This is a genomic window from Tepidimonas thermarum (genome assembly GCF_007556705.1).
In the GTDB taxonomy this organism is placed as follows: domain Bacteria; phylum Pseudomonadota; class Gammaproteobacteria; order Burkholderiales; family Burkholderiaceae_C; genus Tepidimonas; species Tepidimonas thermarum.
This window is the reverse complement of record NZ_VJOL01000017.1, coordinates 21,262-46,743: the sequence shown is the minus strand read 5'-3', so window position 1 is coordinate 46,743 and position 25,482 is coordinate 21,262. Positions and strand designations below refer to the sequence as shown.

The 25,482-nt window shown below is 70.8% G+C and carries 24 protein-coding genes and 1 pseudogene; 17 read left to right on the top strand and 8 right to left on the bottom strand.

Annotated elements, in window-relative coordinates; translation table 11 throughout:
- From Tther_RS06000 to cobA, 7 genes are all read left to right on the top strand, one after another.
- Positions 1 to 439: sirohydrochlorin chelatase (locus Tther_RS06000; RefSeq protein ID WP_342781760.1), on the top strand; the 439-nt coding region annotated here is incomplete at its 5' end.
- 77 nt (positions 440 to 516) lie between these two features.
- Positions 517 to 2,256: a nitrite/sulfite reductase gene (locus Tther_RS05995; RefSeq protein ID WP_143901919.1), complete on the top strand. Its 1,740-nt coding sequence runs from the start codon at positions 517 to 519 to the stop codon at positions 2,254 to 2,256.
- An 11-nt stretch (positions 2,257 to 2,267) separates the two neighbouring features.
- Positions 2,268 to 2,753, top strand: coding sequence for a DUF934 domain-containing protein (locus tag Tther_RS05990; protein WP_143901917.1), 486 nt, complete (start codon positions 2,268 to 2,270; stop codon positions 2,751 to 2,753).
- Positions 2,746 to 3,549, top strand: a complete 804-nt coding sequence (locus tag Tther_RS05985; protein ID WP_425472809.1) for a phosphoadenylyl-sulfate reductase — start codon at positions 2,746 to 2,748, stop codon at positions 3,547 to 3,549. Before Tther_RS05990 ends, Tther_RS05985 begins: the two co-directional genes overlap by 8 nt.
- Entirely contained in the window at positions 3,546 to 4,505 is a 960-nt protein-coding gene (gene cysD / locus Tther_RS05980; protein WP_143901915.1) for a sulfate adenylyltransferase subunit CysD, read from the top strand. The genes Tther_RS05985 and cysD overlap by 4 nt, the downstream gene beginning before the upstream one ends.
- A 1-nt stretch (position 4,506) precedes the next feature.
- Positions 4,507 to 5,799 (top strand): sulfate adenylyltransferase subunit 1, encoded by a 1,293-nt coding sequence (locus tag Tther_RS05975; RefSeq protein WP_143901913.1) that lies wholly within the window; start codon positions 4,507 to 4,509, stop codon positions 5,797 to 5,799.
- Between the two features lies 1 nt (position 5,800).
- Positions 5,801 to 6,553: a uroporphyrinogen-III C-methyltransferase gene (gene cobA, locus Tther_RS05970; RefSeq protein WP_143901911.1), complete on the top strand. Its 753-nt coding sequence runs from the start codon at positions 5,801 to 5,803 to the stop codon at positions 6,551 to 6,553.
- Here the strand turns inward: cobA and Tther_RS05965 are convergent.
- From Tther_RS05965 to Tther_RS05955, 3 genes and pseudogenes are all read right to left on the bottom strand, one after another.
- On the bottom strand, positions 6,534 to 7,352 hold the full coding sequence (locus tag Tther_RS05965; protein WP_143901909.1) for a sulfite exporter TauE/SafE family protein: 819 nt from the start codon (positions 7,350 to 7,352) through the stop codon (positions 6,534 to 6,536). The two genes, cobA and Tther_RS05965, sit on opposite strands and share 20 nt — an antisense overlap.
- Before the next feature lie 56 nt (positions 7,353 to 7,408).
- Positions 7,409 to 8,897, bottom strand: a pseudogene (locus Tther_RS05960) (FGGY family carbohydrate kinase).
- Positions 8,898 to 8,926: 29 nt separating this feature from the next.
- Positions 8,927 to 9,736, bottom strand: coding sequence for a DeoR/GlpR family DNA-binding transcription regulator (locus tag Tther_RS05955; RefSeq protein ID WP_143901907.1), 810 nt, complete (start codon positions 9,734 to 9,736; stop codon positions 8,927 to 8,929).
- 111 nt (positions 9,737 to 9,847) lie between these two features.
- On the opposite strand from Tther_RS05955, the gene glpD reads away from it, so the two are divergent.
- The 6 genes from glpD to ugpQ all read left to right on the top strand — a co-directional run bounded on the left by glpD (position 9,848) and on the right by ugpQ (position 16,436).
- Positions 9,848 to 11,413, top strand: coding sequence for a glycerol-3-phosphate dehydrogenase (glpD, locus tag Tther_RS05950; RefSeq protein WP_143901905.1), 1,566 nt, complete (start codon positions 9,848 to 9,850; stop codon positions 11,411 to 11,413).
- Between the two features lie 114 nt (positions 11,414 to 11,527).
- Entirely contained in the window at positions 11,528 to 12,847 is a 1,320-nt protein-coding gene (gene ugpB / locus Tther_RS05945; RefSeq protein WP_143901903.1) for a sn-glycerol-3-phosphate ABC transporter substrate-binding protein UgpB, read from the top strand.
- Between the two features lie 10 nt (positions 12,848 to 12,857).
- On the top strand, positions 12,858 to 13,739 hold the full coding sequence (gene ugpA / locus Tther_RS05940; protein ID WP_143901900.1) for a sn-glycerol-3-phosphate ABC transporter permease UgpA: 882 nt from the start codon (positions 12,858 to 12,860) through the stop codon (positions 13,737 to 13,739).
- A 7-nt stretch (positions 13,740 to 13,746) separates the two neighbouring features.
- Complete coding sequence (gene ugpE / locus Tther_RS05935) at positions 13,747 to 14,601, top strand: sn-glycerol-3-phosphate ABC transporter permease UgpE (protein WP_143901898.1); 855 nt, start codon at positions 13,747 to 13,749, stop codon at positions 14,599 to 14,601.
- A 12-nt stretch (positions 14,602 to 14,613) separates the two neighbouring features.
- A complete protein-coding gene (locus tag Tther_RS05930; protein ID WP_143901896.1) occupies positions 14,614 to 15,630 on the top strand; it encodes a sn-glycerol-3-phosphate import ATP-binding protein UgpC in 1,017 nt (338 codons plus the stop codon).
- Positions 15,631 to 15,641: 11 nt separating this feature from the next.
- Positions 15,642 to 16,436 carry a glycerophosphodiester phosphodiesterase gene (gene ugpQ, locus Tther_RS05925; protein WP_143901894.1) on the top strand — a complete coding sequence of 265 codons (795 nt, stop codon included), beginning with the start codon at positions 15,642 to 15,644 and terminating at the stop codon, positions 16,434 to 16,436.
- A 60-nt stretch (positions 16,437 to 16,496) separates the two neighbouring features.
- On the opposite strand, the gene mnmH is transcribed toward ugpQ, so the two are convergent.
- Positions 16,497 to 17,564 (bottom strand): tRNA 2-selenouridine(34) synthase MnmH, encoded by a 1,068-nt coding sequence (gene mnmH / locus Tther_RS05920; RefSeq protein ID WP_143901892.1) that lies wholly within the window; start codon positions 17,562 to 17,564, stop codon positions 16,497 to 16,499.
- Positions 17,565 to 17,588: 24 nt separating this feature from the next.
- On the opposite strand from mnmH, the gene selD reads away from it, so the two are divergent.
- Complete coding sequence (gene selD / locus Tther_RS05915; RefSeq protein WP_143901890.1) at positions 17,589 to 18,665, top strand: selenide, water dikinase SelD; 1,077 nt, start codon at positions 17,589 to 17,591, stop codon at positions 18,663 to 18,665.
- 35 nt (positions 18,666 to 18,700) lie between these two features.
- On the opposite strand, the gene Tther_RS05910 is transcribed toward selD, so the two are convergent.
- Positions 18,701 to 19,675, bottom strand: a complete 975-nt coding sequence (locus Tther_RS05910; RefSeq protein ID WP_185975016.1) for a metal ABC transporter solute-binding protein, Zn/Mn family — start codon at positions 19,673 to 19,675, stop codon at positions 18,701 to 18,703.
- Positions 19,676 to 19,766: 91 nt separating this feature from the next.
- Here Tther_RS05910 and Tther_RS05905 point away from each other — a divergent pair, with 91 nt between their 5' ends.
- Positions 19,767 to 20,273: a Fur family transcriptional regulator gene (locus Tther_RS05905; RefSeq protein ID WP_143901888.1), complete on the top strand. Its 507-nt coding sequence runs from the start codon at positions 19,767 to 19,769 to the stop codon at positions 20,271 to 20,273.
- A 35-nt stretch (positions 20,274 to 20,308) separates the two neighbouring features.
- Here Tther_RS05905 and Tther_RS05900 read toward each other — a convergent pair whose 3' ends face one another.
- Positions 20,309 to 20,773: a rhodanese-like domain-containing protein gene (locus Tther_RS05900; protein WP_143901886.1), complete on the bottom strand. Its 465-nt coding sequence runs from the start codon at positions 20,771 to 20,773 to the stop codon at positions 20,309 to 20,311.
- Between the two features lie 65 nt (positions 20,774 to 20,838).
- On the bottom strand, positions 20,839 to 22,761 hold the full coding sequence (gene glmS / locus Tther_RS05895) for a glutamine--fructose-6-phosphate transaminase (isomerizing) (protein ID WP_143901884.1): 1,923 nt from the start codon (positions 22,759 to 22,761) through the stop codon (positions 20,839 to 20,841).
- A 136-nt stretch (positions 22,762 to 22,897) separates the two neighbouring features.
- Here glmS and Tther_RS05890 point away from each other — a divergent pair, with 136 nt between their 5' ends.
- Both Tther_RS05890 and Tther_RS05885 read left to right on the top strand, forming a co-directional pair.
- Positions 22,898 to 23,419 carry an Lrp/AsnC family transcriptional regulator gene (locus Tther_RS05890; protein ID WP_143901882.1) on the top strand — a complete coding sequence of 174 codons (522 nt, stop codon included), beginning with the start codon at positions 22,898 to 22,900 and terminating at the stop codon, positions 23,417 to 23,419.
- A 44-nt stretch (positions 23,420 to 23,463) separates the two neighbouring features.
- The gene (locus tag Tther_RS05885; protein WP_143901880.1) at positions 23,464 to 23,922 is read left to right on the top strand and encodes an SH3 domain-containing protein; all 459 of its coding nucleotides are present in this window, start codon (positions 23,464 to 23,466) and stop codon (positions 23,920 to 23,922) included.
- A gap of 34 nt (positions 23,923 to 23,956) precedes the next feature.
- On the opposite strand, the gene glmU is transcribed toward Tther_RS05885, so the two are convergent.
- Positions 23,957 to 25,363 carry a bifunctional UDP-N-acetylglucosamine diphosphorylase/glucosamine-1-phosphate N-acetyltransferase GlmU gene (glmU, locus tag Tther_RS05880; protein WP_143901878.1) on the bottom strand — a complete coding sequence of 469 codons (1,407 nt, stop codon included), beginning with the start codon at positions 25,361 to 25,363 and terminating at the stop codon, positions 23,957 to 23,959.
- Between the last annotated feature and the right edge of the window lie 119 nt (positions 25,364 to 25,482).

The following is a 25,482-nucleotide window of genomic DNA, read 5'->3' as shown; positions in this document are numbered from 1 at the left end:
GTGTCGGTTGCACCGACCAAGCCCACGCGGGTGGTGCGGCGCCGCGGGAAGGACGGCCGGACTGATTTTGTTGGCCCATGGCGCACGCGATGCGGCCTGGGCCGCGCCGTTCGAGCGCGTGGCCGCCGCCGTGCGCGCCGCGCGCCCGGGGCTGGCGGTGGCGCTGGCCTACCTGGAATTCATGGCCCCCGACCTACCCAGCGCCGGTGCCGCCCTGGCGCAGGCCGGCTGCCGCCACGTCACCGTGCTGCCGTTGTTTTTGGGCGTGGGCGGCCATGTGCGCAAGGACCTGCCCGTGCTGCTGGAGCGCCTGCGCGCACAGCACCCCGGGGTGCGCTGGACCCTGGCCCCAACGATTGGGGAGGATGCACGGCTGGTGGCGGCGATCGCCGCCATCGCCCTCGACGCCGCCGACGCTGAATATGACGTCCGGTTATAGATATCAAACAATCTTTTCGTTTGTTTTTTCATAACCAAAACAGAGAATCGCGGGCATCGATGACTTGATGCCACGCGATGTACCGGTACTCCGACTTCGACCGCCGCTTCCTTCGCCAGCGCGCCGCACAGTTTCGCGATCAGCTGCAACGCCACCTGCGCGGCGAGCTCAGCGCCGACGACTTCAAGCCTCTGCGGCTGCAAAACGGCTGGTATGTGCAGCGCCACGCGCCCATGCTGCGCGTGGCCATCCCGTATGGCGAGCTCAGCAGCCACCAACTGCGCACGCTGGCGCGCGTGGCACGCGAGTTCGACCGCGTCCGCGAAGGCCCGTTTGCCGGTCAGGGCGGCTATGGCCACTTCACCACGCGGCAAAACATTCAGTTCAACTGGATCCCGCTGGCGCGCGCGGCCGACGTGATGGACGTGCTCGCCGAGGCCGACTTGCACGGCATCCAGACCAGCGGCAACTGCATCCGCAACATCACCACCGATGCGCTGGCCGGCATCGCCCCGGACGAGGCGGTGGACCCCCGCCCCTACTGCGAGCTGCTGCGGCAGTGGAGCACGCTGCACCCGGAGTTCGCCTTTTTGCCGCGCAAGTTCAAGATTGCGGTCACGGGCGCGGCCGATGACCGCGCCGCCATCGCCTGGCACGACATCGGCTTGCACGTGCACCGCGACGCCCAGGGCGCGGTGGGCTTTCGCGTGCGTGCCGGTGGCGGCATGGGGCGCACCCCGTTGATCGCGCCCGAGCTGCGCGCCTTCGTGCCGTGGCAGGAGATCCTGCTCTACCTGGAGGCGATCCTGCGCGTCTACAACCAGTACGGGCGGCGCGACAACCTCTACAAAGCGCGCTTGAAAATCCTGGTCAAGGCCGAGGGCCAGCGCTTCGTGGACGCGGTGGAGGCCGAATACCAAGCCCTGCGCGACGACGACGCGCTGGGTGCGGCGCTGCGCCTGAGCGATGCGGCCCTGGCCGCGGTGCAGGCCCACTTTGCGCCGCCACCGAGCGCCATACCGTCCGCCGCCGCCAACGCCGCACCGGCCGCGCCCGCCGATGGCGCGCTGCCGGCCGCCTACCACCGCTGGCGCGCGCGGCAGGTGCTGCCGCACCGCATCCCCGGTCTGTGCGCGGTCACGCTCTCGCTCAAACGCGCCGGCCTGCCACCGGGCAACGCCACGGCCGAGCAGCTCGACGCCGCCGCCGAGCTGGCGCAGCGCTACAGCGCCGGTGAGGCGCGCGTGACCCACGAGCAAAACCTGCTGCTGCCCTGGGTGCGCGAGGCGGACCTGCCCGCGCTGTGGCAGGCAGCACAAGCGGCCGGCTTTGGCGCCGCCAACCACGGGCTGCTGACCGACCTGATCGCCTGCCCGGGCGGCGACCTGTGCGCACTGGCCAACGCACGCACGCTGCCGATTGCCGCCGCGGTGCTGGAGCGCTACCAGGACCCGCACGAGCTGGAAGCCATCGGCGAGCTGGCGCTGCACATGAGCGGCTGCATGAACTCGTGCGGCCACCACCACAGCGGGCACATCGGCATTTTGGGCGTGGACAAGGATGGCAGCGAGTGGTACCAGCTCACGCTGGGTGGCTCGGACGGCCAAACGCGCCATGGGTCGGCGCGCGCCGGCCGCGTGGTCGGCCCCGCCTTTGCCGCGGACGAGATCGTCGACGCCATCGACGCGGTGCTGGCCACCTACCTGGAGCAGCGCGCACCGGGCGAGCGCTTTTTGGACACGCTCGCACGCCTGGGGCTGGAGCCGTTTCGCGCCGCCACCGACGCCGTGCGCCAAACCACCGCCACCACCGTTTGAGCGAGCCCCCCATGACGACGCTGCACTTCATCGATCCCCGCACCGATGGCTGGCGGCCCGCGCCGGACGAACCGGTGCCGCACCCAGCACCTGGCCTGCTGCTGCGCCACGACCAGTGGCGCGCGCTGCGCACGCGCTGGCCGGCGGAAGTCCCCGTGGGCGTGGTCTGGCCCAACGACATCGACATCGCCGAACTGGCGCCCGATCTGCACCGGCTGGACCTGATCGCCTTGCAGTTCCCGCGCTGGACCGACGGCCGTGCCTACAGCCAGGCCCGGCTGCTGCGCGGGCGCTGGCGCTGGCGCGGCCAGCTGCGCGCGGTTGGCGACGTCATCGCCGACATGGCGCCGCTGCTGTGGCGCTGCGGCTTCGACGGCGCGCAGCTGCGCGCGGGCGAATCGGTGGCCGTCGCGCAACGCGCGCTGCGCGCCTTCGACGGCCACTACCAGCCCGATGTGCGCACCGCCCCCACCGCAACGGAGACCCCCCATGGCTGACGTCATGTCCCTGTCGATCGACATCCCCCCGCCCCAGCCGGGCCGCGCGATCGCGCTCTACGCGCGCGAAACGCCTGGCCACGCGGCGCGTGTGGCGGCCACGCTGCAACGCCTGCGCGACGCGGCGGCCACCCACCCGGGGCGCATCGTGCAAGCCACCAGCCTGGGCGCCGAGGACATGGTGCTGACCGATCTGATCGTGCGCCACCGGCTGCCCATCGCCATCGCCACGCTCGACACCGGGCGGCTGCACGCCGAAACGCTGGCGCTGATCGAGCGCGTGCAGGCCCACTACGGCGTGGCGGTGGAGGTCTGGCAGCCCGACGCTGCGGCGGTGGAGGCCTTCGTGCGCGAGCACGGGCCGGACGCGATGTACCGCAGCCGCGACCTGCGCCACGCCTGCTGCGCGCTGCGCAAGCTGGCCCCGCTGCAGCGCCTGCTGGTGGGCCGCAGCGCCTGGATCACCGGCCTGCGGCGCGAGCAATCGGCGCACCGTGCCGAGGTGCCGTGGCAAGAGGCCGATGCCCAGGGCCGCACCAAGTTCAACCCGCTGGCCGACTGGTCGTGGGCGGACGTGTGGCATTACATCGCGCGCCACGGCGTGCCCTACCACCCGCTGCACGACGCCTTCATGCCCAGCATCGGCTGCGCCCCGTGCACCCGCCCCATCGCTGTGGGCGAGGACTTCCGCGCGGGCCGCTGGTGGTGGGAGCAGGACGACACCCGCGAGTGTGGCCTGCACCTGCCCACGCGCGCGACCCCCAACCCCCTTGCCACCGAGGAAGGCACCGCATGAACGCCCCCACCGCCCCCCACCATCTGTTACCCGACATCGACTGGCGCCACCTGGACGCCCTGGAGGAAGAAGCCATCTACCTGCTGCGCGAGGCCGTGGCCGCCTTCGAGCGCCCGGCGCTGCTGTTTTCGGGTGGCAAGGACTCGTGCGTGGTGCTGCACCTGGCGCGCAAGGCCTTCCAGCAGCGCCAGCCCGACGGCAGCTGGGCCGGCCGGCTGCCGCTGCCGCTGGTGCACATCGACACCGGCCACAACTTCCCCGAGGTCATCGCCTTTCGCGACGCATGGGTGCGCCGCCACGGCGACACGCTGATCGTGGGGTCGGTGGAGGACTCGATCGCGCGCGGCACGGTGCGGCTGGCCGACCCGCTGGCCTCGCGCAACGCGCACCAAAGCGTCACGCTGCTCGAGACCATCGAGGCGCACCGCTTCGACGTGCTCATCGGCGGCGCGCGCCGCGACGAGGAAAAGGCGCGCGCCAAGGAGCGCATCTTCTCGCACCGCGACGCCTTTGGACAGTGGCAGCCCAAGGCCCAGCGGCCCGAGCTGTGGACCCTGTTCAACACGCGCCTGCAGCCGGGCGAGCACATGCGCGCCTTCCCGATCAGCAACTGGACCGAGCTGGACGTGTGGGCCTACATCGCGCGCGAGGACATCGCGCTGCCCTCGCTGTACTGGGCGCACGAACGCGCCGTGGTACGCCGCCAGGGTCTGCTGGTGCCGGTGACGCCGGTCACGCCAGCGCGCGCGGGCGAGACCGTCGAGACCGTGCGCGTGCGCTTTCGCACCGTGGGCGACATGACCTGCACCTGCCCGGTCGAAAGCGACGCCGACAGCGCCGCGGCCATCGTGGCCGAGACGCTGCGGGTAGCGATCAGCGAGCGCGGCGCCACCCGGGTGGACGACCGCACCAGTGATGCCGCCATGGAGCGGCGCAAGCGTGAAGGGTATTTTTGACATGAACGCCACCACCACCCACCGCACCGAGCACGCGCGCCACGCGGCGCTGCGCTTTTTGACCGCCGGCAGCGTCGACGACGGCAAGAGCACCCTGATCGGCCGGCTGCTCTACGACAGCCGCGCCCTGTTGGCCGACCAGGTGGACGCGCTGCGGCGCCACAGCCGCGACGGCGGCGCGCTGGACCTGTCGCTGCTGACCGACGGCCTGGAGGCCGAGCGCGAACAGGGCATCACCATCGACGTGGCCTACCGCTACTTCGCCACACCGCGGCGCAAGTTCATCATCGCCGACGCCCCGGGCCACGAGCAATACACCCGCAACATGGTGACGGCCGCCGCCGGCAGCCACGCGGCGGTGGTGCTGGTCGATGTGACCAAGCTCGACCTGTCCCAGCGCCCGCTGGTGCTGCTGCCGCAGACGCGGCGTCACGCTCTGCTGGCGCACCGCCTGGGCGTGCCGCACCTGGTGTTTGCGGTCAACAAAATCGACGCCGTCGCCGATCCCGCCGCCACCTTCGCCGCCGTGCGCGCGGCGCTCGAGCATTTTGCCCAGCGCGCCGGGCTGGAGCCGGCCGGCATCGTGCCCGTCTCGGCGCTGCGCGGCGACAACGTCACCCAGCCGCTGCGGGCCGAGTGGTACGACGGCCCGTCGCTGCTGGCGCTGCTGGAATCGCTGCCCGTGCTGCTGCCCGACGCCGACTTGCCCTGGCGGCTGCCGGTGCAATGGGTGGCGCGCGCGGGCGACGGCACCGGACACCAGCCGCGCGTGTACTGGGGCCGGCTGGCCGCCGGGACGGTGCGCGTCGGCGATGCGGTGGCGGTATTTCCCTCCGGCGAGGCGGCCCGCGTGGCGCAGGTGCTGCACCACGGCGGCACCCCGTTGAGCGCCGGCGAAGCCGGTCAGTCGATCGGACTGGTGCTGGATCGGGCGCTGGACGTCTCGCGCGGCGACTGGCTCGCTGCCCCCGGCGCGCTCAGCGGCCAGCGGCGCTTTGGCGCCACCCTGGCCTGGCTGGACACCGAACCCGCCATCGTCGGGCGGCGCTACTGGCTGCGCCACGGCCACCGCTGGGTGCAGGGGCGCATCGCGGCGATCGAGCACCGCCTCGACATCGACACGCTCGCACCCACCGAGGCGCAACAGCTCGGCGTCAACGACATCGGCCAGGTGGTGGTGGAGGCAGCCGAGCCGCTGCCGCTGACCGCGTTCGACGGCAACCCGGACGGCGGCGCCCTGATCGTCGTCGATCCGGCCACCCACCGCACCAGTGGCGCGCTGCTGGTCAACTGAGATGGCGACCGTTGCCTTCATCGGCGCCGGGCCCGGCGCCGCCGACCTGATCACGGTGCGCGGCGCGCGCTGGTTGGCCCAAGCCGACGTGGTGCTGGCCGACGCGTTGACCGACCCCGCGCTGCGCGACTGGGCCCCGCGCGCGCGCTGGATCGACGTGGGCAAGCGCGGCTTTGACCGCGCCACCGGGCAGGAGGTGATCCACGCCCTGCTGCTGCACCACGCCGCCAGCGGGGCGTGCGTGGTGCGCCTCAAAGGGGGCGATCCCAGCGTCTTTGGCCGGCTGGAGGAGGAGCTGGCCGTGGTGCGCGCGGCCGGACACGAGGCGGTGGTGGTCCCCGGCGTGACCGCCGCCCTGGCCGCGGCGGCCGATGCGCAGCGGCCACTGACCCGGCGCGGGCGCGGGCGCAGCGTCGCGCTGACCACGGCCATGACGCGCGAGCACGACCTGGGCGCCGGCCGCCACGCCGACACCGAGGTGTTTTACATGGCGGGCAAGCAGCTGCCCGGGCTGGCGCGGCAGTTGGCGGCGGCGGGCTGGCCGGCCACGACGCCCGTGGCCGTGGTGTCGCGCGCTGGCTGGCCCGACGCCATCCACACCCAGCACACGCTGGCCTTGCTGGCGCAGGCCAGCATGCTGCACCGCGGGCGCCCGACGGTGGTGCTGGTAGGCGTCGGGGCCGAGGACCCCAGCGCCGCCGCGCCGGTGCCGCCCGCTGCGGGCGCGACGGCACTCAGGCCAGCACCAGCTTGAAGCCAACCCAGGTCAACAACAACGACAGCAGCGAGCGCACCAGCGCCACCGGCGCCCACTGCACCAGCCGGCTGCCCAGCCAGATGCCGGGCAGCGAACCCGTCAGCAGCCAGCCCAGCAAGCCCCAGTCCACCGATCCCAGCGACGCATGGCCCAGGCCCGCCACCAGCGTCAGCGGCACGGCATAGGTGACATCGGCGGCCACCAGGCGCGCCAGGGGCAGGTGCGGGTAGAGCAGCATCAGCACCGCGACACCGATGGCCCCGGCGCCCACCGAGGTCAGGGTCACCAGCGCCCCGATCAGCGTCCCCAGCGCCAACGGCGCCCAACGCCAGCGCGGGCGCTGCTGCTCGGCCTCCGGCACATCGGCGTGCACCACGGCGCGTGACCCCGTGGCGGTGCTGCGCCACCACCAGCCGGCGCGGACCACCTTGTAGAGCGTGGCCGCCGCGGTCAGCCACAGCATGATGCCCAGCGTCACTTTCATCGCGGCGTGCACCGCCGGATGGGCCGTGCCCACCTGCGCCAAGGCCAGCAGCATCAGGCCCGCGCCCGCCACACCACCGCCGGTCAGCTGCGCCACCACCCGCCAGGGCACCAGCCGGTGGCGCGCAAACGACACCGCGCCGGCGCTCTTGGTCAAAGCGGCAAACAACAAATCCGTGCCCACCGCCAGATGCGGTTGCACCCCGAAACCGTAGATCAGCAGGGGGGTCATGAGCGAGCCCCCACCAACGCCGGTCAGACCGACGATCAACCCAACGGCCGCGCCGCCCCCGATGTACGCCCATTCGATCATGGGGCACGACTCTAGGCGCGATGCCATCAAACCCCAACGATTTTTTTGCTCTTTCCTTATTCCCTTTGGGCATGTTCATCCACGCCGGCCAGCACCTGCCGCACCGCGCGCTGCCAACGGGCCTGCTCGGCCTGGGCCCATGCGCGCGGGCGCGCCGGATCGAAACGGCGCTGCACCCGCCACAGCGCGCGCAGCTCGTCCACCCCGCGGTACACACCCGCTTGCAGGCCCGCCAGCCACGCAGCCCCCAGCGCGGTGGTTTCGGTCACCTCGGGCCGCACCACCGGTACCCCGAGCAGGTCGGCCTGAAACTGCAGCAGCACGTCGTTGACCGCCGCGCCACCATCGACGCGCAGCTCCTGCAGCGCCCCGGCCCCCGCGGCCCGGGCGTCGGCTTCCATGGCCTGCAGCAGCTCCAGGGTCTGAAAGGCGATCGACTCCAACGCCGCGCGCATGCGGCTGCCAGTGCGGCGCGCCCAGCCCGGTGAAGGCCGGCACCAGCGTCACGCCAGCGCTGTCGGGCACGCTGGCGGCCAGCGCCTGCACTTCGGCGCTGGCGCGGATGGCTTGCAGCCCGTCGCGCAGCCATTGCACCACCGCGCCGCCCACGAAGACGCTGCCCTCCAGCGCAAACGCGGGCTGCCCGGATGGCCACGGCGCCGCCGCCGTGGTCAACAGGCCATGGTGCGACGGCACGGGGTGGCGCCCGGTGTGCAGCAGCATGAAGCAGCCCGTGCCATAGGTGTTCTTGGCCAGCCCGGCATCGAAGCAGGCCTGGCCAAAGAGCGCGGCCTGCTGGTCACCCGCCACGCCGCCGATGGGCAGCGCCGGCGGCAGATCGAGGTCATCGGCCTGCAGCACCGCGGCATCCACCTCGCCAAACGGGTGGGCGCTGGGGTGCACCGTGGGCAGCCAGGCCGCAGGCAGATCGAACGCGCGCAGCAGTTCGTCGCTCCAGGCGCCGGCGCGCAGGTCCCACAACAGGGTGCGCGCGGCATTGCTGACGTCGGTGGCGTGCACCCGGCCCCCCGTGAGGCGGTGCAGCAGCCAGCTGTCCACCGTGCCAAAGGCGAGCTCCCCCGCCTCGGCCCGCGCACGCAGCCCGGGCATGCGGTCCAGCAGCCATGCCAGTTTGCCGGCTGAGAAATACGCATCGAGCCGCAGCCCGGTCACGGCTTGCGCCCGCGGCTCCAGGCCGGCGGCGCGCCAGCGCGCGCAGGCCTCCTCGGCACGGCGGTCCTGCCAGACGATGGCGCGGTGCACGGGCCGGCCCGTGGCGCGCTCCCACACCACGGTGGTCTCGCGCTGGTTGGTGATGCCCAGCGCGCGCACCTGCCGCGCACGCGGGCCAAGCTGGCGCAGCACCGCCACCAGCGTATCGCGTTGCGTGGCCCAAAGCTGCTCGGGGTCGTGCTCGACCCAGCCGGGCTGGGGGTAGTGCTGCGTGATCTCCTGCTGGGCCTGGGCGACGATGCGGCCGTCGAGGTCGAAGGCGATCGTGCGCGAACTCGTCGTCCCTTGATCCAGCGCCAACAACAGGGCCATGGTCGTCGTCCTCGTGTGGCAACGCCGCGCTAGCGCGGCGGCAATGCGTCGGCCACCACGCAGGCCACATCGGCCTCGCGCAGCAAGGCGTCAAAAGGGGGGGGTGGCGGCCGGTCGGTGTAGACGCGCGTGAGCGCGCTGACGTGACCCACCTCCACCATGGCCGCACGGCCAAATTTGCTGTGGTCGGCGCACAGCCACACCTGACGCGCCTGCTCCAGGATGGTGCGCGCGGCCTTGACCTCTCGCACGTCGTAATCGCGCAGCGTGCCATCGGTCTCGATGCCGGAGATGCCGATGAGCGCGATGTCGACGCGAAACTGCCGCAAAAAGTCGATGGTCGCCTCGCCCACGATGCCGCGGTCGCGCGCACGCACCACCCCGCCCGCAATGATCACCTCGCAGTCCGGGTTGTCCGAGAGGATGGCGGCGACATTGAGGTTGTTGGTGATGACGCGCAGGCCCCGGTGCTGCAGCAGGGCGCGGGCCACGGCCTCGGTGGTGGTGCCGATGTTGAGGATGAGCGAACAGCCCGCCGGCACGTCGCGGGCGACGGTGCGCGCAATGGCCTCCTTGGCGGCGGCGTTGAGGGTCTGGCGCTGGCGGTAACCGAGGTTTTCGACCGTGGACACCGGCATGCGCACCCCGCCGTGGTAGCGCGCCAGCAGCCCCTGCTGTTCGAGCTCGCGCACATCACGCCGCACCGTCTGCAGCGTCACGCCAAAGCGCTGGGCCAGGGACTCGATGGTCATGGCCCCGGCCTGCCGCACGGCGGCCAACAGCGCGCTTTGGCGCGGATTGAGCGCGCGCCGGCGGCGCGCAACGGGGCTGTCGGGCATGCGCGAATGGTAACGCCGCCGGTGCGCGCAACCATGCGGGAAATCCCGCCAAACAACACAAACGATCATAAACGAATACAATCAAACGTAAACCGACAGCTTCGCTTTGCCATGTCCGCGCCCACAGCCCCGTCCGAACCCGCCCCGGCGTTGGCCGTCGATGTGCTGATCGTCGGCGGAGGGATCAACGGCTGCGGCATCGCGCGCGACCTGGCCGGCCGGGGCGTGCGCGTCCTGCTGTGCGAGCAGGACGATCTGGCCGCGCACACCTCGTCGGCCTCCTCCAAGCTGATCCACGGCGGCCTGCGCTATCTGGAATATGGCGAGCTGCGCTTGGTGCGCAAGGCGCTGGCCGAGCGCGAAGTGCTGATGCGCATGGCCCCCCACCTGATCGAGCCGCTGCGCTTTGTGATGCCGCACGACGCGGCGATGCGCCCGGCATGGATGATCCGCACGGGCCTGTGGCTGTACGACCACCTGGCGCGGCGCGCGTGGTTGCCGGCGTCCCAGGCCCTCGACCTGGCGCGCGACCCGGCCGGTGCGCTGCTGCAGCCCCAGTGGCGGCAAGGCTTTGCTTATGCCGATGGCTGGACCGACGACGCGCGGCTGGTGGTGCTCAACGCGCTGGATGCGGCCCAACGCGGCGCGCAGGTGCGCACCCGCACGCGCTGCGAGCGGCTGCAGCGCCACGGTGCGGGCTGGATCGCCACGCTCACCGACGCAGCCGGGCAGCCGCTGACGGTGCAGGCGCGCGTCGTGGTCAACGCCGCCGGCCCCTGGGCCGAGCGGCTGCTGCGCGAGCGCGCCGGCTTGCCGCCCCGGCGCCACCTGCGGCTGGTGCGCGGCAGCCACATCGTCGTGCCACGACTGCCCGGGCACACCGACGCCTACCTGCTGCAGGCGCGCGACCGGCGCGTGGTGTTCGTGCTGCCGTTCGAACAGCGCTTCAGTCTGATCGGCACCACCGACGTCGAACACACCGACGACCCCGGGCAGGCCAGCATCGCCCCGGAGGAGATCGACTACCTTTGCCGCGAGGTCAACCGCTACCTGCGCACCCCCATCGCCGCCAACGACGTGGTGTGGCACTACAGCGGGGTGCGGCCGCTGTTGGACGACGGGGGCGACGCCGCCGCCGTCACGCGCGACTACCGGCTCGAGCTCGACACGGTCGACGGCGCTGCGCTGTTGACGGTGTGGGGTGGCAAGATCACCACCTACCGCACGCTGGCGCGCGAGGCGGTGCAGCGGCTGCAGCCGGTGCTGGGCCTGGCGCGCGTGGACGACTGGACCGCGCACACCCCTTTGCCCGGTGGGGACATGGACCGCGTCGTCGGCCCCTGCGCCACCCCGATGGCGGCGCGCCAGCGCCTGCTGCAGCACCTGCGGGCGCGTTGGCCCTGGCTGGACGCCGCCACGGCGGCGCGCTGGGTGCGCGCCTATGGCACGCTGGTGTTGCCATGGCTGCAGGACGCGCGCGGCGCGCACGATTTGGGCCGCGAGGTCGCGCCCGGCCTGTACGAGGTGGAGCTGCAGCACGGGGTGGAGCACGAGTGGGTGCACAGCGCTGACGACGTCCTGTGGCGGCGCAGCAAGCTGGGCTTGCACCTGACGCCCCGCGCGACGGCAGCGGTGCAGGACTGGCTGCAGCGGCACGGCCGCGCCACCCTGGGATAAACCCCAAGGGGGGTGGGCACGCGCACCACGTGTCACTAAACTGTCACCATGCGTTCGGATACTCGCGGAGCGTTTCTGGTCTTTTCGTATCCGTTCCCATTTCAAGGAGTCGCGATGAACAAGCCCCTCAAGCGCTGGCTGGCGGCCAGTGCCCTGGCGCTCGGCGTCACCAGCGCCCATGCGCAAACCGAAATCGTCTGGTGGCACTCGATGGGCGGCGCCCTGGGCGAGTGGGTCAACGATTTGGCCAAATCGTTCAACGACAGCCAGAAGGACTACAAGGTGGTGCCCGTCTTCAAGGGCAGCTACGACGAGTCGATGACGGCCGCCATCGCGGCCTTTCGCGCCGGCAACGCGCCGCACATCCTGCAGGTGTTCGAAGTCGGCACCGCCACCATGATGGCCAGCCGCAACGCCATCGTGCCCGTGGCCGAGGTGATGAAAAAAGCCGGTGTGACCTTCGACCCCAACGCCTACGTGGACGCGGTCAAGGGCTACTACACCGCGCCCAACGGGCAGATGCTGAGCTTCCCGTTCAACAGCTCCACCACGGTGCTGCACTACAACAAGGACGCTTTCAAGGCCGCCGGGCTGGACCCGAACAAGCCGCCCAAGAGCTGGCCGGAAGTGGCGCTGGCAGCCGCCAAGCTCAAGACCGCGGGGCATCGCTGCCCGTTCACGACGAGCTGGCAGAGCTGGACGCAACTCGAGAGCTTTTCCGCCTGGCACAACGTGGAGTTCGCCACCAAGAACAACGGCTTCGGCGGCCTGGACGCGCGGTTGGCGTTCAACAGCCCGCTGCACGTGCGCCACATCGAAAACCTGGGCAACATGGCCAAGCAGGGCCTGTTCGTCTACAAGGGGCGCGGCAATGCGGCCGACGCCACCTACGTCTCGGGTGAGTGCGCGATGATGACCGGCAGCTCCGCGCTCTACGGCAGCGTCAAGCGCAACGCCAAGTTCGACTTTGGCATCTCCACGCTGCCCTACTACCCGGACGTGCCCGGCGCACCGCAAAACACCGTCATCGGCGGCGCCAGCCTGTGGGTCATGGCGGGCAAAAAGGACGCCGACTACAAGGGCGTGGCGCAATTTTTTGCCCACCTCTCCAAACCCGAGGTCGCCGCCGCCAGCCACCAGCGCACGGGCTACCTGCCGGTCACCCGGGCCGCCTACGAGCTGACCGAAAAGTCCGGCTTCTACAAACAAAACCCCGGCACCGACGTCTCGGTGGAGCAGATGATCCGCAAGACCACCGACAAGTCGCGCGGCATCCGGCTGGGCAATTTCGTGCAAATCCGCACCATCGTGGACGAGGAGCTCGAGCAGGTCTGGGCCGGCAAAAAGAGCGCCAAGGAAGCGCTGGACGAGGCGGTGCGCCGCGGCAACGAACAGCTCGAGCGCTTCCAGCGCGCCAACCAGGGCCGTCTGTAAGCGCCCCCGCATGGACAAGCGTGTTCACTTCCGGTCGCGCGGGCTGCCCTGGTTGCTGGTGGCCCCGCAACTGGCGATCGTGGCGGTGTTCTTTTTCTGGCCCGCCGGGCAGGCGTTGTGGCAAAGCGTGCTGGAGCAAGACGCCTTCGGCATGAGCACCACCTTCGTCGGGCTGGACAACTTTCGCCGCCTGTGGGACGACGCGTCGTACCTGCAGTCGTTTCGCGTCACCGCGGTGTTTTCGGTGCTGGTGGCCGCCATCGGGCTGTCGGTGTCGCTGCTGCTGGCGGTGATGGCCGACCGTGTGGTGCGCGGCACGCACGTCTACCGCACCCTGCTCATCTGGCCCTATGCGGTGGCGCCGGCGGTGGCGGGCGTGCTGTGGATGTTCCTGTTTGCCTCGCCCATGGGGGTGGTGGCGTGGGCGCTGGAGTTCGTCGGCGTGCCCTGGAACCACCGGCTCAACAGCGACCACGCGCTGGCCCTGATCGTGTTGGCGGCGGTGTGGAAGCAAATCTCCTACAACGTTTTGTTTTTCCTGGCCGGGCTGCAGTCGATCCCGCGCTCCCTGATCGAAGCCGCCACGCTCGACGGCGCCAGCCCCTGGCGGCGTTTTTGGACCATCGTCTTCCCGCTGCTGTCGCCGACCACCTTCTTTTTGCTGGTGATCAACGTCGTCTACGCCTTTTTCGACACCTTTGCCATCGTCGACGCCACCACCCAGGGTGGGCCGGGCAAGGACACCGCGATCCTCGTCTACAAGGTCTACCACGACGGCTTCAAGGCCATGGACATGGGCGGCTCGGCCGCGCAGTCCGTGATCCTGATGGTCATCGTCATTGCGCTGACGGTGGTGCAGTTCCGCTTCGTCGAGCGGCGCGTCCAGTACTGAATCCACCATGGTCGAACGACGTCCCTGGCTCGACATCCTGGCGCACGCCATCCTCATCATCGGCGTGGCCATCGTCGCCTTTCCGGTGCTGTTGACGCTGGTGGCCTCGACGCAAAGCGCGGCCGACATCACCACCAGCCGGCCGCTGTCGCTGCTGCCGGGCGGCCACCTGCTGGACAACTACCGCCTGGCGCTGCTGGGCGGTGAAACCAGCGTGGGCAGCCGCTTTGCCCCGGCGCTGCCGATGCTGGGCGTCAGCCTGGTGATGGCGCTCACGATCGCCGTGGGCAAGATCGTCATCTCGCTGCTGTCGGCGTTTGCCATCGTGTACTTCCGCTTCCCGCTGCGCGGGCTGGTGTTTTGGGCCATCTTCGTGACGCTGATGCTGCCGGTGGAGGTGCGCATCGGCCCCACCTACGAAGTCATCGCCCAGCTGGGCCTGCTCAACACCTACGCCGGGCTGACCGTGCCGCTGATGGCCTCGGCCACCGCGACGTTTTTGTTTCGGCAGTTTTTTCTGACCGTGCCCGACGAGCTGGTGGAAGCCGCGCGCGTCGATGGAGCCGGGCCGATGCGGTTTTTTTGGGACGTGCTGCTGCCCATGTCGCGCACCAGCATCGCCGCGCTGTTCGTGATTCAGTTCATCTACGGCTGGAACCAGTACCTGTGGCCGCTGCTGGTCACGACCGATGAAGCGATGTATCCGATCGTGCTGGGCATCAAACGCCTCATCGCTGGCGAGTCGTACACCGAGTGGAACATCGTCATGGCCACCGCCATGCTGGCCATGCTGCCGCCAGCGGTGGTGGTGCTGGCCATGCAGCGCTGGTTCGTCAAGGGCCTGGTCGACAGCGAAAAATAACCCCATCCCCTCATGGCATCTCTGCAGTTCGAACACGTCGTCAAACGCTACCAGACGGCGCGCCACCAAACCTATACCGCCATCCACGGCCTCAGCGCCGCGATCGCCGACGGCGAGTTCGTCGTCATCGTCGGCCCCTCGGGCTGCGGCAAATCCACGCTGCTGCGCATGGTGGCGGGGCTGGAGACCATCAGCGCTGGCACGATCCGCATCGGCGAGCGGGTGGTCAACACCCTGGAGCCGGCGCAGCGCGACATCGCGATGGTGTTTCAGAACTACGCGCTCTACCCGCACATGAGCGTGTTCGACAACATGGCCTATGGGCTCAAGCTGCGCGGCTTGCCCAAGGACGAAATCCGCCGCCGCGTCGAGCAGGCGGCACGCATTTTGGAGCTGGGGCATTTGCTGGAGCGCAAGCCGTGCCAGCTTTCGGGCGGACAGCGCCAGCGCGTGGCGATGGGGCGCGCCATCGTGCGCCAGCCGCAGGTGTTTTTGTTCGACGAGCCGCTGTCCAACCTGGACGCCAAGCTGCGCGTGCAAACGCGGCTGGAAATCCAAAAACTGCACCGCGAGCTGGGCATCACCAGCCTGTTCGTGACCCACGACCAGGTGGAGGCGATGACCCTGGCGCAGCGCGTCATGGTGATGAACGGCGGGCGCATGGAGCAATTTGGCACGCCCGAGGAGGTCTACCACCGGCCGGCGACCACGTTCGTGGCGACCTTCATCGGCTCGCCGGCCATGAACCTGCTGCGCGACGTGCCGGGCAGCACGTCCGGTCAGCTGCTGGGCATCCGCCCCGAGCACTTGCTGCTCGCCGACGACGGCGGCGGCTGGCCGGTGGCGGTGGATGCGCTGGAGCTGCTTGGCGCCGAGCGCCTGATCCACGGACGCACGCACGGCCAACCGATCACGGTGCGGCTGGCCGAGAGCCACCCCTGTCACCCACGGGTGGGTGACACCATCCACGTGCGCCCCATGCCCGACCGGGTGCACGCCTACGACGCCGCCACCGGGCAACGTGTGTGAGCGGCCCCGCCATGACCACGCACCGCCCCACCCCCGCTGCCGACTGGCCCTTCCCGCGCTGGATCGCGCACCGTGGCGCCGGCAAGCTCGCCCCGGAAAACACCCTGGCCGCCTTCGAGCTCGGCTGGCGCCTGGGCTGGCGCGCGTTCGAGTGCGACGTGAAGCTCTCGGCCGACGGTGTGCCGTTTTTGCTGCACGACGCCACGCTGGAGCGCACCACCAACGGCCAGGGGCGCGCCGGGGACCTGCCCTGGGAGGTGCTCGCGCCGCTCGATGCCGGCGGCTGGCACAGCCCCGCCTATGCCGGCGAGCGGCTGCTGCGGCTGGACGCGCTGGCGGACTGGGCCGTGCCGCGTGGCGCGCTGCTGAACCTGGAAATCAAGCCGACGCCGGGCACGGAAGCCGCCACCGGGGCGGCGGTGGCGCAGGCGGCCGACGCGCTGTGGCGCGCGCACGGCGCCGGGCAACCCGGGGGACCGGCGTGGCCGCTGTTGACCTCGTTTCAGCCGGCGGCGCTGCAAGCGGCGCAACAGACCTGCCCGCACCTGCCGCGCGGCCTGCTGCTGGACAGTCTGTGGCCTGGGTGCTGGGCGGTGGCGGCCGCCCTGGACTGCGTGGCGGTCGTCCTCAACCACACGCTGTGGACCGAGGCGCTGATCGCGCAGCAACGCGCCGCCGGCCGGCGCACCCTGGCCTACACCGTCAACGATGCCGCGCGCGCGCGCACCCTGCTCGACTGGGGGCTGGACGCCGTCATCACCGATCGCGTGGACCGCTTGGGGCCGGCAACGCGCCGTCCGGGGTGAGCGCTTTCACTCCACCGCGTGCGCCGTGCCGTTGACGGGCGGCGCCACGTCCGCACCCCGTCATCGGACACAGCCGGACATCCCGGCGTCGTCGAGCAGCTCGGCGGCGGCGCGGCCGAGTCCGGCTGGATCCAGCCCCTCCAACGGCAGCACGCGCCACGGTGCCGCGGCGCGTGCCTGCGCGCGCCGGTACAGCGGATCGTAGTGGTGCGTCATCAGCTCGGCAAACAGGTCGGTCAGGTTCCCGGCCAACGCCCAGTCCTGCCAACGCGCCAGCGTGTCGTTGGCTTGCAGGCCGCGCAGGGCCATCAGCCGGCGCGCCAGAGCCTGCGGGTCGCGCCCCAGCCAGGCGTAGTCCTGCAACACCAGCGCCAGCCGCGCCGCAAACGGCACCTCCAGTTGCACGCGCGGGGCCTGCTGCAGCGCCAGCGTCAGCACGGCGGGCAGCTGCACCTGGCCGATCTTGCGGCTTTCCGCCTCCACCCACACCGGCTGTGCGGGGTCCAAGCGGCGCAGCGCGTCCACCAGCGCGGTGTCAAAGGCCTTCTGACTCGGTTGCGGCTGGCCATCGGGCCACGCCCCCAGGATGGAGCCTCGGTGGCGCGCCAGCCCTTCCAGATCCAGCACCTGCGCGCCCGCCGCCGCCAGCGCGTGCAGCAACCGGGTTTTGCCACTGCCGGTGGGGCCCGCCAGCACGCGCCAGCCCAGGCGCGGCGGCAGGGCGTCGAGCTGCTCGACCACCCAGCGCCGGTAGGCCTTGTAACCCCCTTGCAACTGGGCGGCGGCCCAGCCGATCTGGCGCAGCCACAGCACGAAGGCACCGCTGCGCTGCCCGCCGCGCCAGCAATAGACCAACGGCCGCCAATGTGCGGGCTGGCCTTGCCACAAGGTCTCGACATGGCGGGCGATGTTGCGCGCCACCCAGACGCCGCCCAGGCGCCGCGCCTCGAACGGGCCGCGCTGCTTGTACAGCGTGCCGACGATGCGGCGCTCGTCGTTGTCCAGCACCGGGCAGTTGATGGCGCCGGGCACGTGGTCCTCGGCAAACTCGGCGGGACTGCGCGCGTCGATGCGCGCATCGAACGCGTCGAGCTGGTCCAGGGTGACAATATCGGGCTTGGCCGCCATGGCCCGTACTGTAAGGGACCTTCGATGAACGAGCATGCACGCGACCCGCAGCGCCTGACCCAGTGGGCCCACGGGGGCGGCTGCGGCTGCAAGATTGCGCCCGCGGTGCTGCAGGAGCTGCTGGCCCGGGTGCCAGCGCACCTGGCGCCCCCTGAGCTGCTGGTGGGCACCGCCACCAGCGACGACGCCGCCGTGTACCGCCTGCGCGACGACCTGGCGCTGGTGGCCACCACGGACTTTTTCACGCCGGTGGTGGACGACGCCTTCGACTTCGGCGCCATCGCCGCCACCAACGCCCTGTCGGACGTCTACGCCATGGGCGGCCAGCCGCTGGTCGCACTCGCCTTGGTGGGCATGCCCATCAACCAACTGCCCCAGCCGGTCATCGCACGCGTGTTGGAAGGCGGGGCCACCGTGTGCCGCGACGCCGGGGTGGCGCTGGCCGGCGGGCACTCGATCGACACGGTGGAGCCGATCTACGGCCTGGCCGCAATCGGCACCGTGCACCCGGATCACGTCAAGACCAACGCCGGCGCACAGGTGGGCGACGTGTTGGTGCTGGGCAAGCCGCTGGGGGTGGGCGTGCTGTCGGCTGCGCTCAAAAAAGGGTTGCTCGACGCCGACGGCTACGCCCCAATGCGGCGCTGGACCACGCTGCTCAACCGCGCCGGGGCCACGCTGGGGGCGCTGCCGGGTGTGCACGCCATGACCGATGTCACAGGGTTTGGTCTGGCCGGGCATCTGCTGGAGATGTGCCGCCCCGCCGGGCTGCTGGCCCAGGTGGACACGCGTGCGCTGCCGGTGCTGGACATCGCCCGCGCGCTGGTGCGGCAGGGCATCTGGACCGGGGCCTCGGGGCGCAACTGGGCCAGCTACGGCGATGCGGTGGACCTGTCGGCACTGCCAGAGGCCGAGCGAGCGCTGTGGCAGACCTTGGTGAGCGACCCGCAGACCAGCGGCGGCCTGCTGGTAGCGTGCGCGCCGGATGCGCTGGACGCGGTGCAGGCGGCCTTTGCCGCTGCTCAAGGGACACCGGGCTGGGTGATCGGCCGCATGCAGGCCCCGCCCCCTGAGGGGGCACCGGGGCTGGTGCTGCGCTAGCCGCCGTACACGTTGGCCGTGTCCCGGTCGCCCCCTTACGCGCCGCTGCGGATGGCCGCCACCAGCGCCTGCGTGTTGTGGCGCATGAGGGCGATGTAGTCCGGCGCTGGCCCTGCGGGCGCGGACAGCGCATCCGAATACAGCGGCACCGCCGACGGCCGCACACCGGCTTCTTTGGCAATGCGCTCGATCAGGCGCGGATCGGTGAGGCGCTCGATGAACACCGCGCGCACGCCCTCGGCGCGAATCAGGCGGATCAAGCGCGCCACCGTGGTGGCGGAGGGCTCGCTGGCGGTGCTCACCCCTTTGGCCGCCAGGAAGGTCACGCCATACGCGCGGGCGTAGTAGCCAAACGCGGCGTGCGAGGTGACAACCTTGCGGCGCGCTGGCTCGATGGCCTGCCAGGCGGCCACGATGTCGTCGTGCAACGCCTGCAGGCGCGCCCGGTAGTCGGCGCCACGCTGGCGGTAGTGCGCGCAGCCATCGGGGTCGGCGGCGCACAAGGCGGCTTCGATGCGCTGCACCGCGTGCATGGCGTTGCGCACATCTTGCCAGGTGTGCGGGTCCCAGTCCCCGTGGTCGTGGACGTGGGCGTGGTCGTGCCCGCCATGGCCGTGCTGCCCCCGGGCCGGCAGCGGATCGGGCAGGCCATCGCTGACGCGCACCAGCGCGCCTTGGTAGGCAGCGTTGCGCAGCAGGCGCTCCAGCCATCCCTCAAACCCCAGGCCATGGGCCACGACCAGCCGCGCCGCGGTCAGGCGACGCGCATCCGCCGGGCGCGGCTGAAAGACGTGGGCATCCGCCTCGGGCCCCACCAGCGCATCCACCTGCACCCGATCGCCCCCCACCTGACGCACCAGGTCGGCCAAAATACTGAAACTGGCGACGACGGGCAAAGCCCCTTCCGCCCGGACCGCCGACACCCTTGCCAGCATCGACACGGCCACCCCACCAGCCCAGCGCATCAGCCCGCGCCGCGACCACCCCTCGATACCCACGGATTGCGACATGCACACACTCCTTCGACCTGCCGGCCACGACGGACGGCGGCATTGACAGACAATGGTGAGCACCCGATCATAATGCAACTTTGTGGCGTTTATGACTGACCCCCTACCCGCCCCCTTGACGGACCGCCTGCGTGCGCATGGCCTGCGGCTGAGCCGCGCGACCCGGGCAGCCGTGGCTTTGCTGGCGCAGCCCCCGCGCCGCGTGTGGCGCCACGCCACCCTGCAGCAGGCGCTGCAGGCGCAGGGGATCGTGGTGGACCGGGTGACGCTGTATCGGCTGCTGGAGCGCCTGCATGCCGCCGGTTTGGTGCGCTGTCTGGCGGGTGACGACCCCCAGCAGCGCGCGCGGGCCTGGGTCTGGTGCGACGACGGCGCACACCCCGCGCTGCATGCGGTCTGGGCGTGCGACACCTGCCAGCGCCGGCTGGATCTGGACGAACTGCCCGAGGCTTTGCAGCAAGCCGCGCATCTGTGGCAGGCGCAACTCGAGGCGCTGGGGCACCAGGGGGCGCGGCTGGACCTCGCCTGGCATGGCGTCTGCCGGGACTGTGCCCCGACCGACTCCGCCCCGGGCGCGACAGGGCACACTGCCCCCTGAGAGAGCGACCGTCCCCGCCGGCAGACAGCGACGAATCAGTGGCGCGCAGGCGCTGTGGCCTTGGCGGCAGCGTCGAATCCGCCCTTGGCCTTCCACTCCTCCATGCCGCCCTGAAGGATGCGCACGTTGTCCCAACCCGCTACCCGCAGCGCAAAGCCCGCCTGCGCCGACAGGGAGCCGGTGTTGCAGTAAATCAGCACCATGCGGTCGCGGGGGATTTCGCTGCGGCGTGCCAGCACCTGGCGCCACTCCATGTTGATCGCACCGGGGATGTGCCCCTTGGCGTACTGGGCCGCATCGCGGGCATCGATGACCAGGATGCGGGCCCACGCCTCCTTCGGAATCTGCTCGGCGAAGATCACCCCGCCGCCGTAGTCAACGAAGTCCAGATAGGCCGCCATATCGTCGATCACGGCGGCCTTGGTGTCGGCGTGGGCCTTGGGAGCCAGCGTCAGGCTGGCCGCCACGGCGGCGGCAAGGGCGTAGAGGCGTAGGGTCATGCGGGGCCTTGATTCGATCCGTTTATCAGCAAGGATGGATATCGTAACCTCGCCCACATCCCTGCTCACTCCACCGTCACGCTCTTGGCCAGGTTGCGCGGCTTGTCCACGTCCGTGCCGCGCAGGCAGGCGGTGTGGTAGGCCAGCAGCTGCAGCGGCACCACGTGCAGGATGGGGCTCAGGGTCCCGTAGTGCTCGGGCATGCGGATCACATGCAGCCCCTCGCCGCTGGTGATGTGGGTGTCGGCATCGGCCAGCACGTACAGCACCCCGCCGCGTGCGCGCACCTCCTGCAGGTTGCTCTTGAGTTTGTCGAGCAGCGCGTCGTTGGGCGCCACGGCCACCACCGGCATCGCGCTGGTCACCAGCGCCAGGGGGCCGTGCTTGAGCTCGCCGGCCGGATAGCCCTCGGCGTGGATGTAGCTGATCTCTTTGAGCTTGAGCGCGCCTTCGAGCGCAATGGGGTAATGCGGCCCGCGCCCCAGAAACAGCGCATGCTCCTTGGCGGCAAAATCCTCGGCCCAGCGGATGATTTGCGGCTCCAACGCCAGCACCGCCTGCAGCGCCAGGGGCAGGTGGCGCATGGCGCGCAGGTGGCGCGCCTCGTCCTCGGCGCTCAGCCGGCCCTTGGCTTGCGCGAGCACCAGCGTCAGCAAAAACAGCGCGGCCAGCTGGGTCGTGAACGCCTTGGTGCTGGCCACACCAATTTCCACCCCCGCGCGCGTGACATACGCCAGCTCGCATTCGCGCACCATGGCGCTGGTGGCCACGTTGCAGATGGTCAGCGTGTGGCTCATGCCCAACGACTGGGCGTGCCGCAGCGCGGCCAGGGTGTCGGCGGTCTCGCCGCTTTGGCTGATGGTGACGACCAGCGTGCGCGCATCGGGCACGCTGTCGCGGTAGCGGTACTCGCTGGCGATTTCCACCGTGGTGGGGACGGCTGCGATCGACTCCAGCCAGTAGCGCGCGACGCAACCGGCGTAGTAGCTGGTGCCGCAGGCCAGGATGAGCACGCGGTCCGTCTCGCCAAAGACGCGCCAGGCCGCGCGCGAGCGGATGCCGTGGTCGTCGAACAGCTCGGGCACGATGCCTTCGACCCCTTCGAGCGTGTCGGCCAGCGCGCGCGGCTGCTCGAAGATTTCCTTTTGCATGTAGTGCCGGTAGGGCCCCAGCGCCACATCCTGGCTGCCCAGCTCGACCACGCGCACCGGCCGCGCGGCGTCGTCGAGCGCGCGCCCGTCGGCGCCGACGACGCGGTAGCGGCCCAGGGCCATGTCCACCAGATCCCCCTCGGCCAGGAAGACGATGCGGTCGGTCACGCCCGCCAGCGCCAGCGCGTCGCTGGCCAGGTAATGCGGCACGGGGCCGTCCGTGGCGGAGCCTATGCCCAGCACCAGGGGCGAGCCGGCGCGCGCACCGACCAAGCGCTGGGGTTCGTCGTGGTGCAGCACCGCGATCGCGTAAGCGCCGTGTAGGCGGGCCGTGGCCGCGCGCACCGCCGCCAGCAGGTCACCGTCGTAGAGGCTGTCGATCAGGTGCGCGATGACCTCGCTGTCGGTCTGACTCTCGAACACGTAGCCGCGTGCTTGCAGTTCCGCGCGCAGGGCCTCGTGGTTTTCGATGATGCCGTTGTGCACCAGCGCCACGCGCGGCGCGCGCTGCGCGGCGTCGGGCCCCGGCCCGCGGCTGACGTGCGGGTGGGCGTTGTGCACGGCCGGCGCCCCATGCGTGGCCCAGCGCGTGTGGGCGATGCCGGTGGCCGCCCGCAAGCCGTCGGCCTGCACCTGCGCCTGCAGCTCGGCCACGCGCGCGGTGCTGCGCGCGCGCACCAGACCGCGCTCGGACGGCCACGGCGCATCGGCCAGCGGCGCCCCGCGGTGTACCGCCAGCCCGCACGAGTCGTAGCCGCGGTACTCCAGCCGCTGCAAGCCCTGCAGCAACACGCCCACCACGTCCGTGGTTCCTACTGCCCCCACGATTCCGCACATCGATCTGTCCTCCAAATGCCGATGAGCGCGAGCGTACGGTGGCGCAAAAGCAATCGGGTTACATTTATAAACTGTTTACGAAATTTTTTTCTACACCCATCCAAGCAAAAAATTTTCTTTCAAAATTCTGGTCTTTATGAGTGATCTTTCTATCGACGATCTCGACCTGTGCCTGCTCGACGCCCTGCAGACGGACGCCAGCCAGTCGCTGCAGGTGCTGGCGGCGCAGTGCGGCGTGTCGGCACCCACCGTCCTGCGGCGCCTGCGGCGGCTGGAGGCAGCGGGCGTGATCGAGCGCCGCGTGGCCATCCTCCAACCGCAGCGGCTGGCTGCCGCGCTGGGCGAAGGCCTGACGGCCATCGTCGAAATCGGCCTGGACCACCAGGGCGAGGAGCACCTGCGCGCGTTCGAAGCCCGCGCGGTGACCGAGCCCGCGGTGCAGCAGTGCTACCGCGTCAGCGCCGGGCCAGACTTCGTGCTCGTGGTGGCGGTGCGCAGCATGGCCGACTACCACGCCCTGGCGCAGCGGCTGTGGACCGAACAGGGCAACGTGCGCCAGGTCAAGGCCTACTTCAGCATTCGTCGTGCCAAATTCGACCCGCGACTGCCGCTGCCACGCCACAAAGGGGCAGACAAGCGCCCCGTGGCTGGCGTATGATTTTTTCCGTTCATCGCTCCCTTTGCCACGAGAGGAACCGCCGCATGGTCCATGTCCCTTCAGCCGTCGCGCGTGTCCTGGCGCTGTTGGTCTTGCTCGTGGGGGCCTGGAGCGCCCACGCCCAAGAGCTGGTGAGCGTGCGCAGCCCGGTCGTCAACCTGCGCGCCGCCCCCGGCACCGAGGCCGAGGTGCTCTGGCAGCTCAAGCGTGGCTACCCACTGCTGGTGCTCGAACGCCGCGGCGACTGGCTGCGGGTGCGCGACTTCGAAGGCGACGAGGGTTGGGTGGCCGCGCGCGTCACGTCTGACGCACGCTACCACGTGGTCAAGGCACGCACCCTCAACCTGCGCAGCGGCCCCGGCCTGGAGTGGCAGGCGGTGGGCACGGCCCGCTATGGGGACGTGCTGGCCACGGTGCGCCGCCAGGGGGACTGGGTGCAGCTGCGCTCGCCCGACGGCAACGGCACCGTCTGGGCCGCCAGCGACCACCTGTGGGGGTGGTGACCATCCCCCAGATCCGCACCCGCACGGGGCGCATTCAGGCAGATGGTTTGGTCGGCCGCCGCCAGCCGGGCACGGTCACGGCTTTGGCCCGCGCCACCGTCAGCGCCCCGGCAGGCGTGTCCTTGGTCACGGTACTGCCCGCGCCCACCGTGCCACCCGCCCCCAGCGTGACCGGGGCAACGAGCACGCAGTTGCTGCCCACGTGCACATCGGCCTCGATGACCGTGCGGTGCTTGCGCGCACCGTCGTAATTGGCAGTAATGCTGCCGGCGCCGTAGTTGACGCGCTCGCCCACGGTCGCATCGCCCAGGTAGGCCAGGTGGTTGGCCTTGGCCCCGGCGCCCAGGGTCGAATTCTTGACCTCGACGAAATTGCCGATGTGCACTTCCGGCCCCAGCCAGGTACCCGGGCGCAGGCGCGCAAACGGCCCCACCCGCGCGTGCGCCCCCACGGTCACGCCGGCGGCGTCACCCTCGATGTGCGTAAACGGGTGCAGGACGGCGCCGGCTTCGACCGTGGCGTTGGCGATCACGCAATGGGCGCCCACGCGCACACCGTCGCCCAACACCACACGCCCTTCGAACACGCAATTGACGTCGATCTCCACGTCCTGTCCGCACACCAGCTCGCCGCGCACGTCGATACGGGCCGGGTCGGCCAGCCGCACGCCGTGTGCCAGCAGCGCCTCGGCCGTGCGCCGCTGGTAGGCCCGCTCCAGCGCCGCGAGCTGCGCCGGGCTGTTGACGCCGGCCACCTCCACCGCATCGGCCACGCGGTGCGTCAGCACCAGCACCCCGTCGTTCACGGCATGGCGCACCACGTCGGTCAGGTAGTACTCACCCTGGGCATTGCGGTTGTCGAGCCGCTGCAGCCAGCCGCGCAGGCGTGCCGTCGGCGCGGCCAAGATGCCGCTGTACACCTCGGGGATGCGGCGCTGCGTGTCGTCGGCGTCCTTTTCCTCGACGATGGCCTGCACCCGCCCGGCGGCGTCGCGCACCACGCGGCCGTAACCGTGCGGATCGGCCAGCTCCACGGTCAACAGCGCCAGCGCGTCGGGGCCGCCTGAGGCCTGCGCCGCCAGCAGCGCGGCCAAGGTCTGCGGCTGCGTCAGGGGCACGTCACCGGAGAGCACCAGCGTCACGCCATCGTCGGCCAACAGCGGCATGGCCTGCTGCACCGCGTGCCCGGTTCCCAGTTGCGGCGCCTGGCGCACCGCCTGCCACGCCAGCCCCTCGGCCAGGGCCGGCAGCGCCGCCTCGACCGCCTCGGCCCCATGACCGGTCACCACCACGGTTTGGCGCGCGGCCAGCCCCCGCGCCACGGCGAGCACATGCCCCAGCAGCGCACGCCCGGCCAGGCGGTGCAGCACTTTGGGAAGCGCGCTTTTCATGCGGGTGCCTTTGCCGGCAGCCAGTATCACGACGTCCACGGGACGGGGCATGGGTTCCTCCAAACGGTGGGGGTGGGATCAAACGTTGACCGATTATCCTGCCGCCCTCGTGCCGCGTGGCCGTTGGCTGCCCGGGTGGACAGTGCCGGGGCGAATGGTGCTACGCTAGG

Excerpts from the sequence above, each read along its gene's own strand:
- Tther_RS05965 (WP_143901909.1), bottom strand. The coding sequence starts at position 7,352 with ATGATCGAATGGGCGTACATCGGGGGCGGCGCGGCCGTTGGGTTGATC.
- Tther_RS05985 (WP_425472809.1), top strand. The coding sequence starts at position 2,746 with ATGGCTGACGTCATGTCCCTGTCGATCGACATCCCCCCGCCCCAGCCG.
- Tther_RS05905 (WP_143901888.1), top strand. The coding sequence starts at position 19,767 with ATGACTGACCCCCTACCCGCCCCCTTGACGGACCGCCTGCGTGCGCAT.
- glmS (WP_143901884.1), bottom strand. The coding sequence starts at position 22,761 with ATGTGCGGAATCGTGGGGGCAGTAGGAACCACGGACGTGGTGGGCGTG.
- Tther_RS05995 (WP_143901919.1), top strand. The coding sequence starts at position 517 with ATGTACCGGTACTCCGACTTCGACCGCCGCTTCCTTCGCCAGCGCGCC.
- glmU (WP_143901878.1), bottom strand. The coding sequence starts at position 25,363 with ATGCCCCGTCCCGTGGACGTCGTGATACTGGCTGCCGGCAAAGGCACC.
- ugpQ (WP_143901894.1), top strand. The coding sequence starts at position 15,642 with ATGACCACGCACCGCCCCACCCCCGCTGCCGACTGGCCCTTCCCGCGC.
- cobA (WP_143901911.1), top strand. The coding sequence starts at position 5,801 with ATGGCGACCGTTGCCTTCATCGGCGCCGGGCCCGGCGCCGCCGACCTG.
- ugpB (WP_143901903.1), top strand. The coding sequence starts at position 11,528 with ATGAACAAGCCCCTCAAGCGCTGGCTGGCGGCCAGTGCCCTGGCGCTC.
- Tther_RS05990 (WP_143901917.1), top strand. The coding sequence starts at position 2,268 with ATGACGACGCTGCACTTCATCGATCCCCGCACCGATGGCTGGCGGCCC.
- Tther_RS05955 (WP_143901907.1), bottom strand. The coding sequence starts at position 9,736 with ATGCCCGACAGCCCCGTTGCGCGCCGCCGGCGCGCGCTCAATCCGCGC.
- glpD (WP_143901905.1), top strand. The coding sequence starts at position 9,848 with ATGTCCGCGCCCACAGCCCCGTCCGAACCCGCCCCGGCGTTGGCCGTC.
- Tther_RS05890 (WP_143901882.1), top strand. The coding sequence starts at position 22,898 with ATGAGTGATCTTTCTATCGACGATCTCGACCTGTGCCTGCTCGACGCC.
- Tther_RS05910 (WP_185975016.1), bottom strand. The coding sequence starts at position 19,675 with ATGTCGCAATCCGTGGGTATCGAGGGGTGGTCGCGGCGCGGGCTGATG.
- Tther_RS05885 (WP_143901880.1), top strand. The coding sequence starts at position 23,464 with ATGGTCCATGTCCCTTCAGCCGTCGCGCGTGTCCTGGCGCTGTTGGTC.
- mnmH (WP_143901892.1), bottom strand. The coding sequence starts at position 17,564 with ATGGCGGCCAAGCCCGATATTGTCACCCTGGACCAGCTCGACGCGTTC.
- ugpA (WP_143901900.1), top strand. The coding sequence starts at position 12,858 with ATGGACAAGCGTGTTCACTTCCGGTCGCGCGGGCTGCCCTGGTTGCTG.
- cysD (WP_143901915.1), top strand. The coding sequence starts at position 3,546 with ATGAACGCCCCCACCGCCCCCCACCATCTGTTACCCGACATCGACTGG.
- Tther_RS05900 (WP_143901886.1), bottom strand. The coding sequence starts at position 20,773 with ATGACCCTACGCCTCTACGCCCTTGCCGCCGCCGTGGCGGCCAGCCTG.
- ugpE (WP_143901898.1), top strand. The coding sequence starts at position 13,747 with ATGGTCGAACGACGTCCCTGGCTCGACATCCTGGCGCACGCCATCCTC.
- Tther_RS05975 (WP_143901913.1), top strand. The coding sequence starts at position 4,507 with ATGAACGCCACCACCACCCACCGCACCGAGCACGCGCGCCACGCGGCG.
- selD (WP_143901890.1), top strand. The coding sequence starts at position 17,589 with ATGAACGAGCATGCACGCGACCCGCAGCGCCTGACCCAGTGGGCCCAC.
- Tther_RS05930 (WP_143901896.1), top strand. The coding sequence starts at position 14,614 with ATGGCATCTCTGCAGTTCGAACACGTCGTCAAACGCTACCAGACGGCG.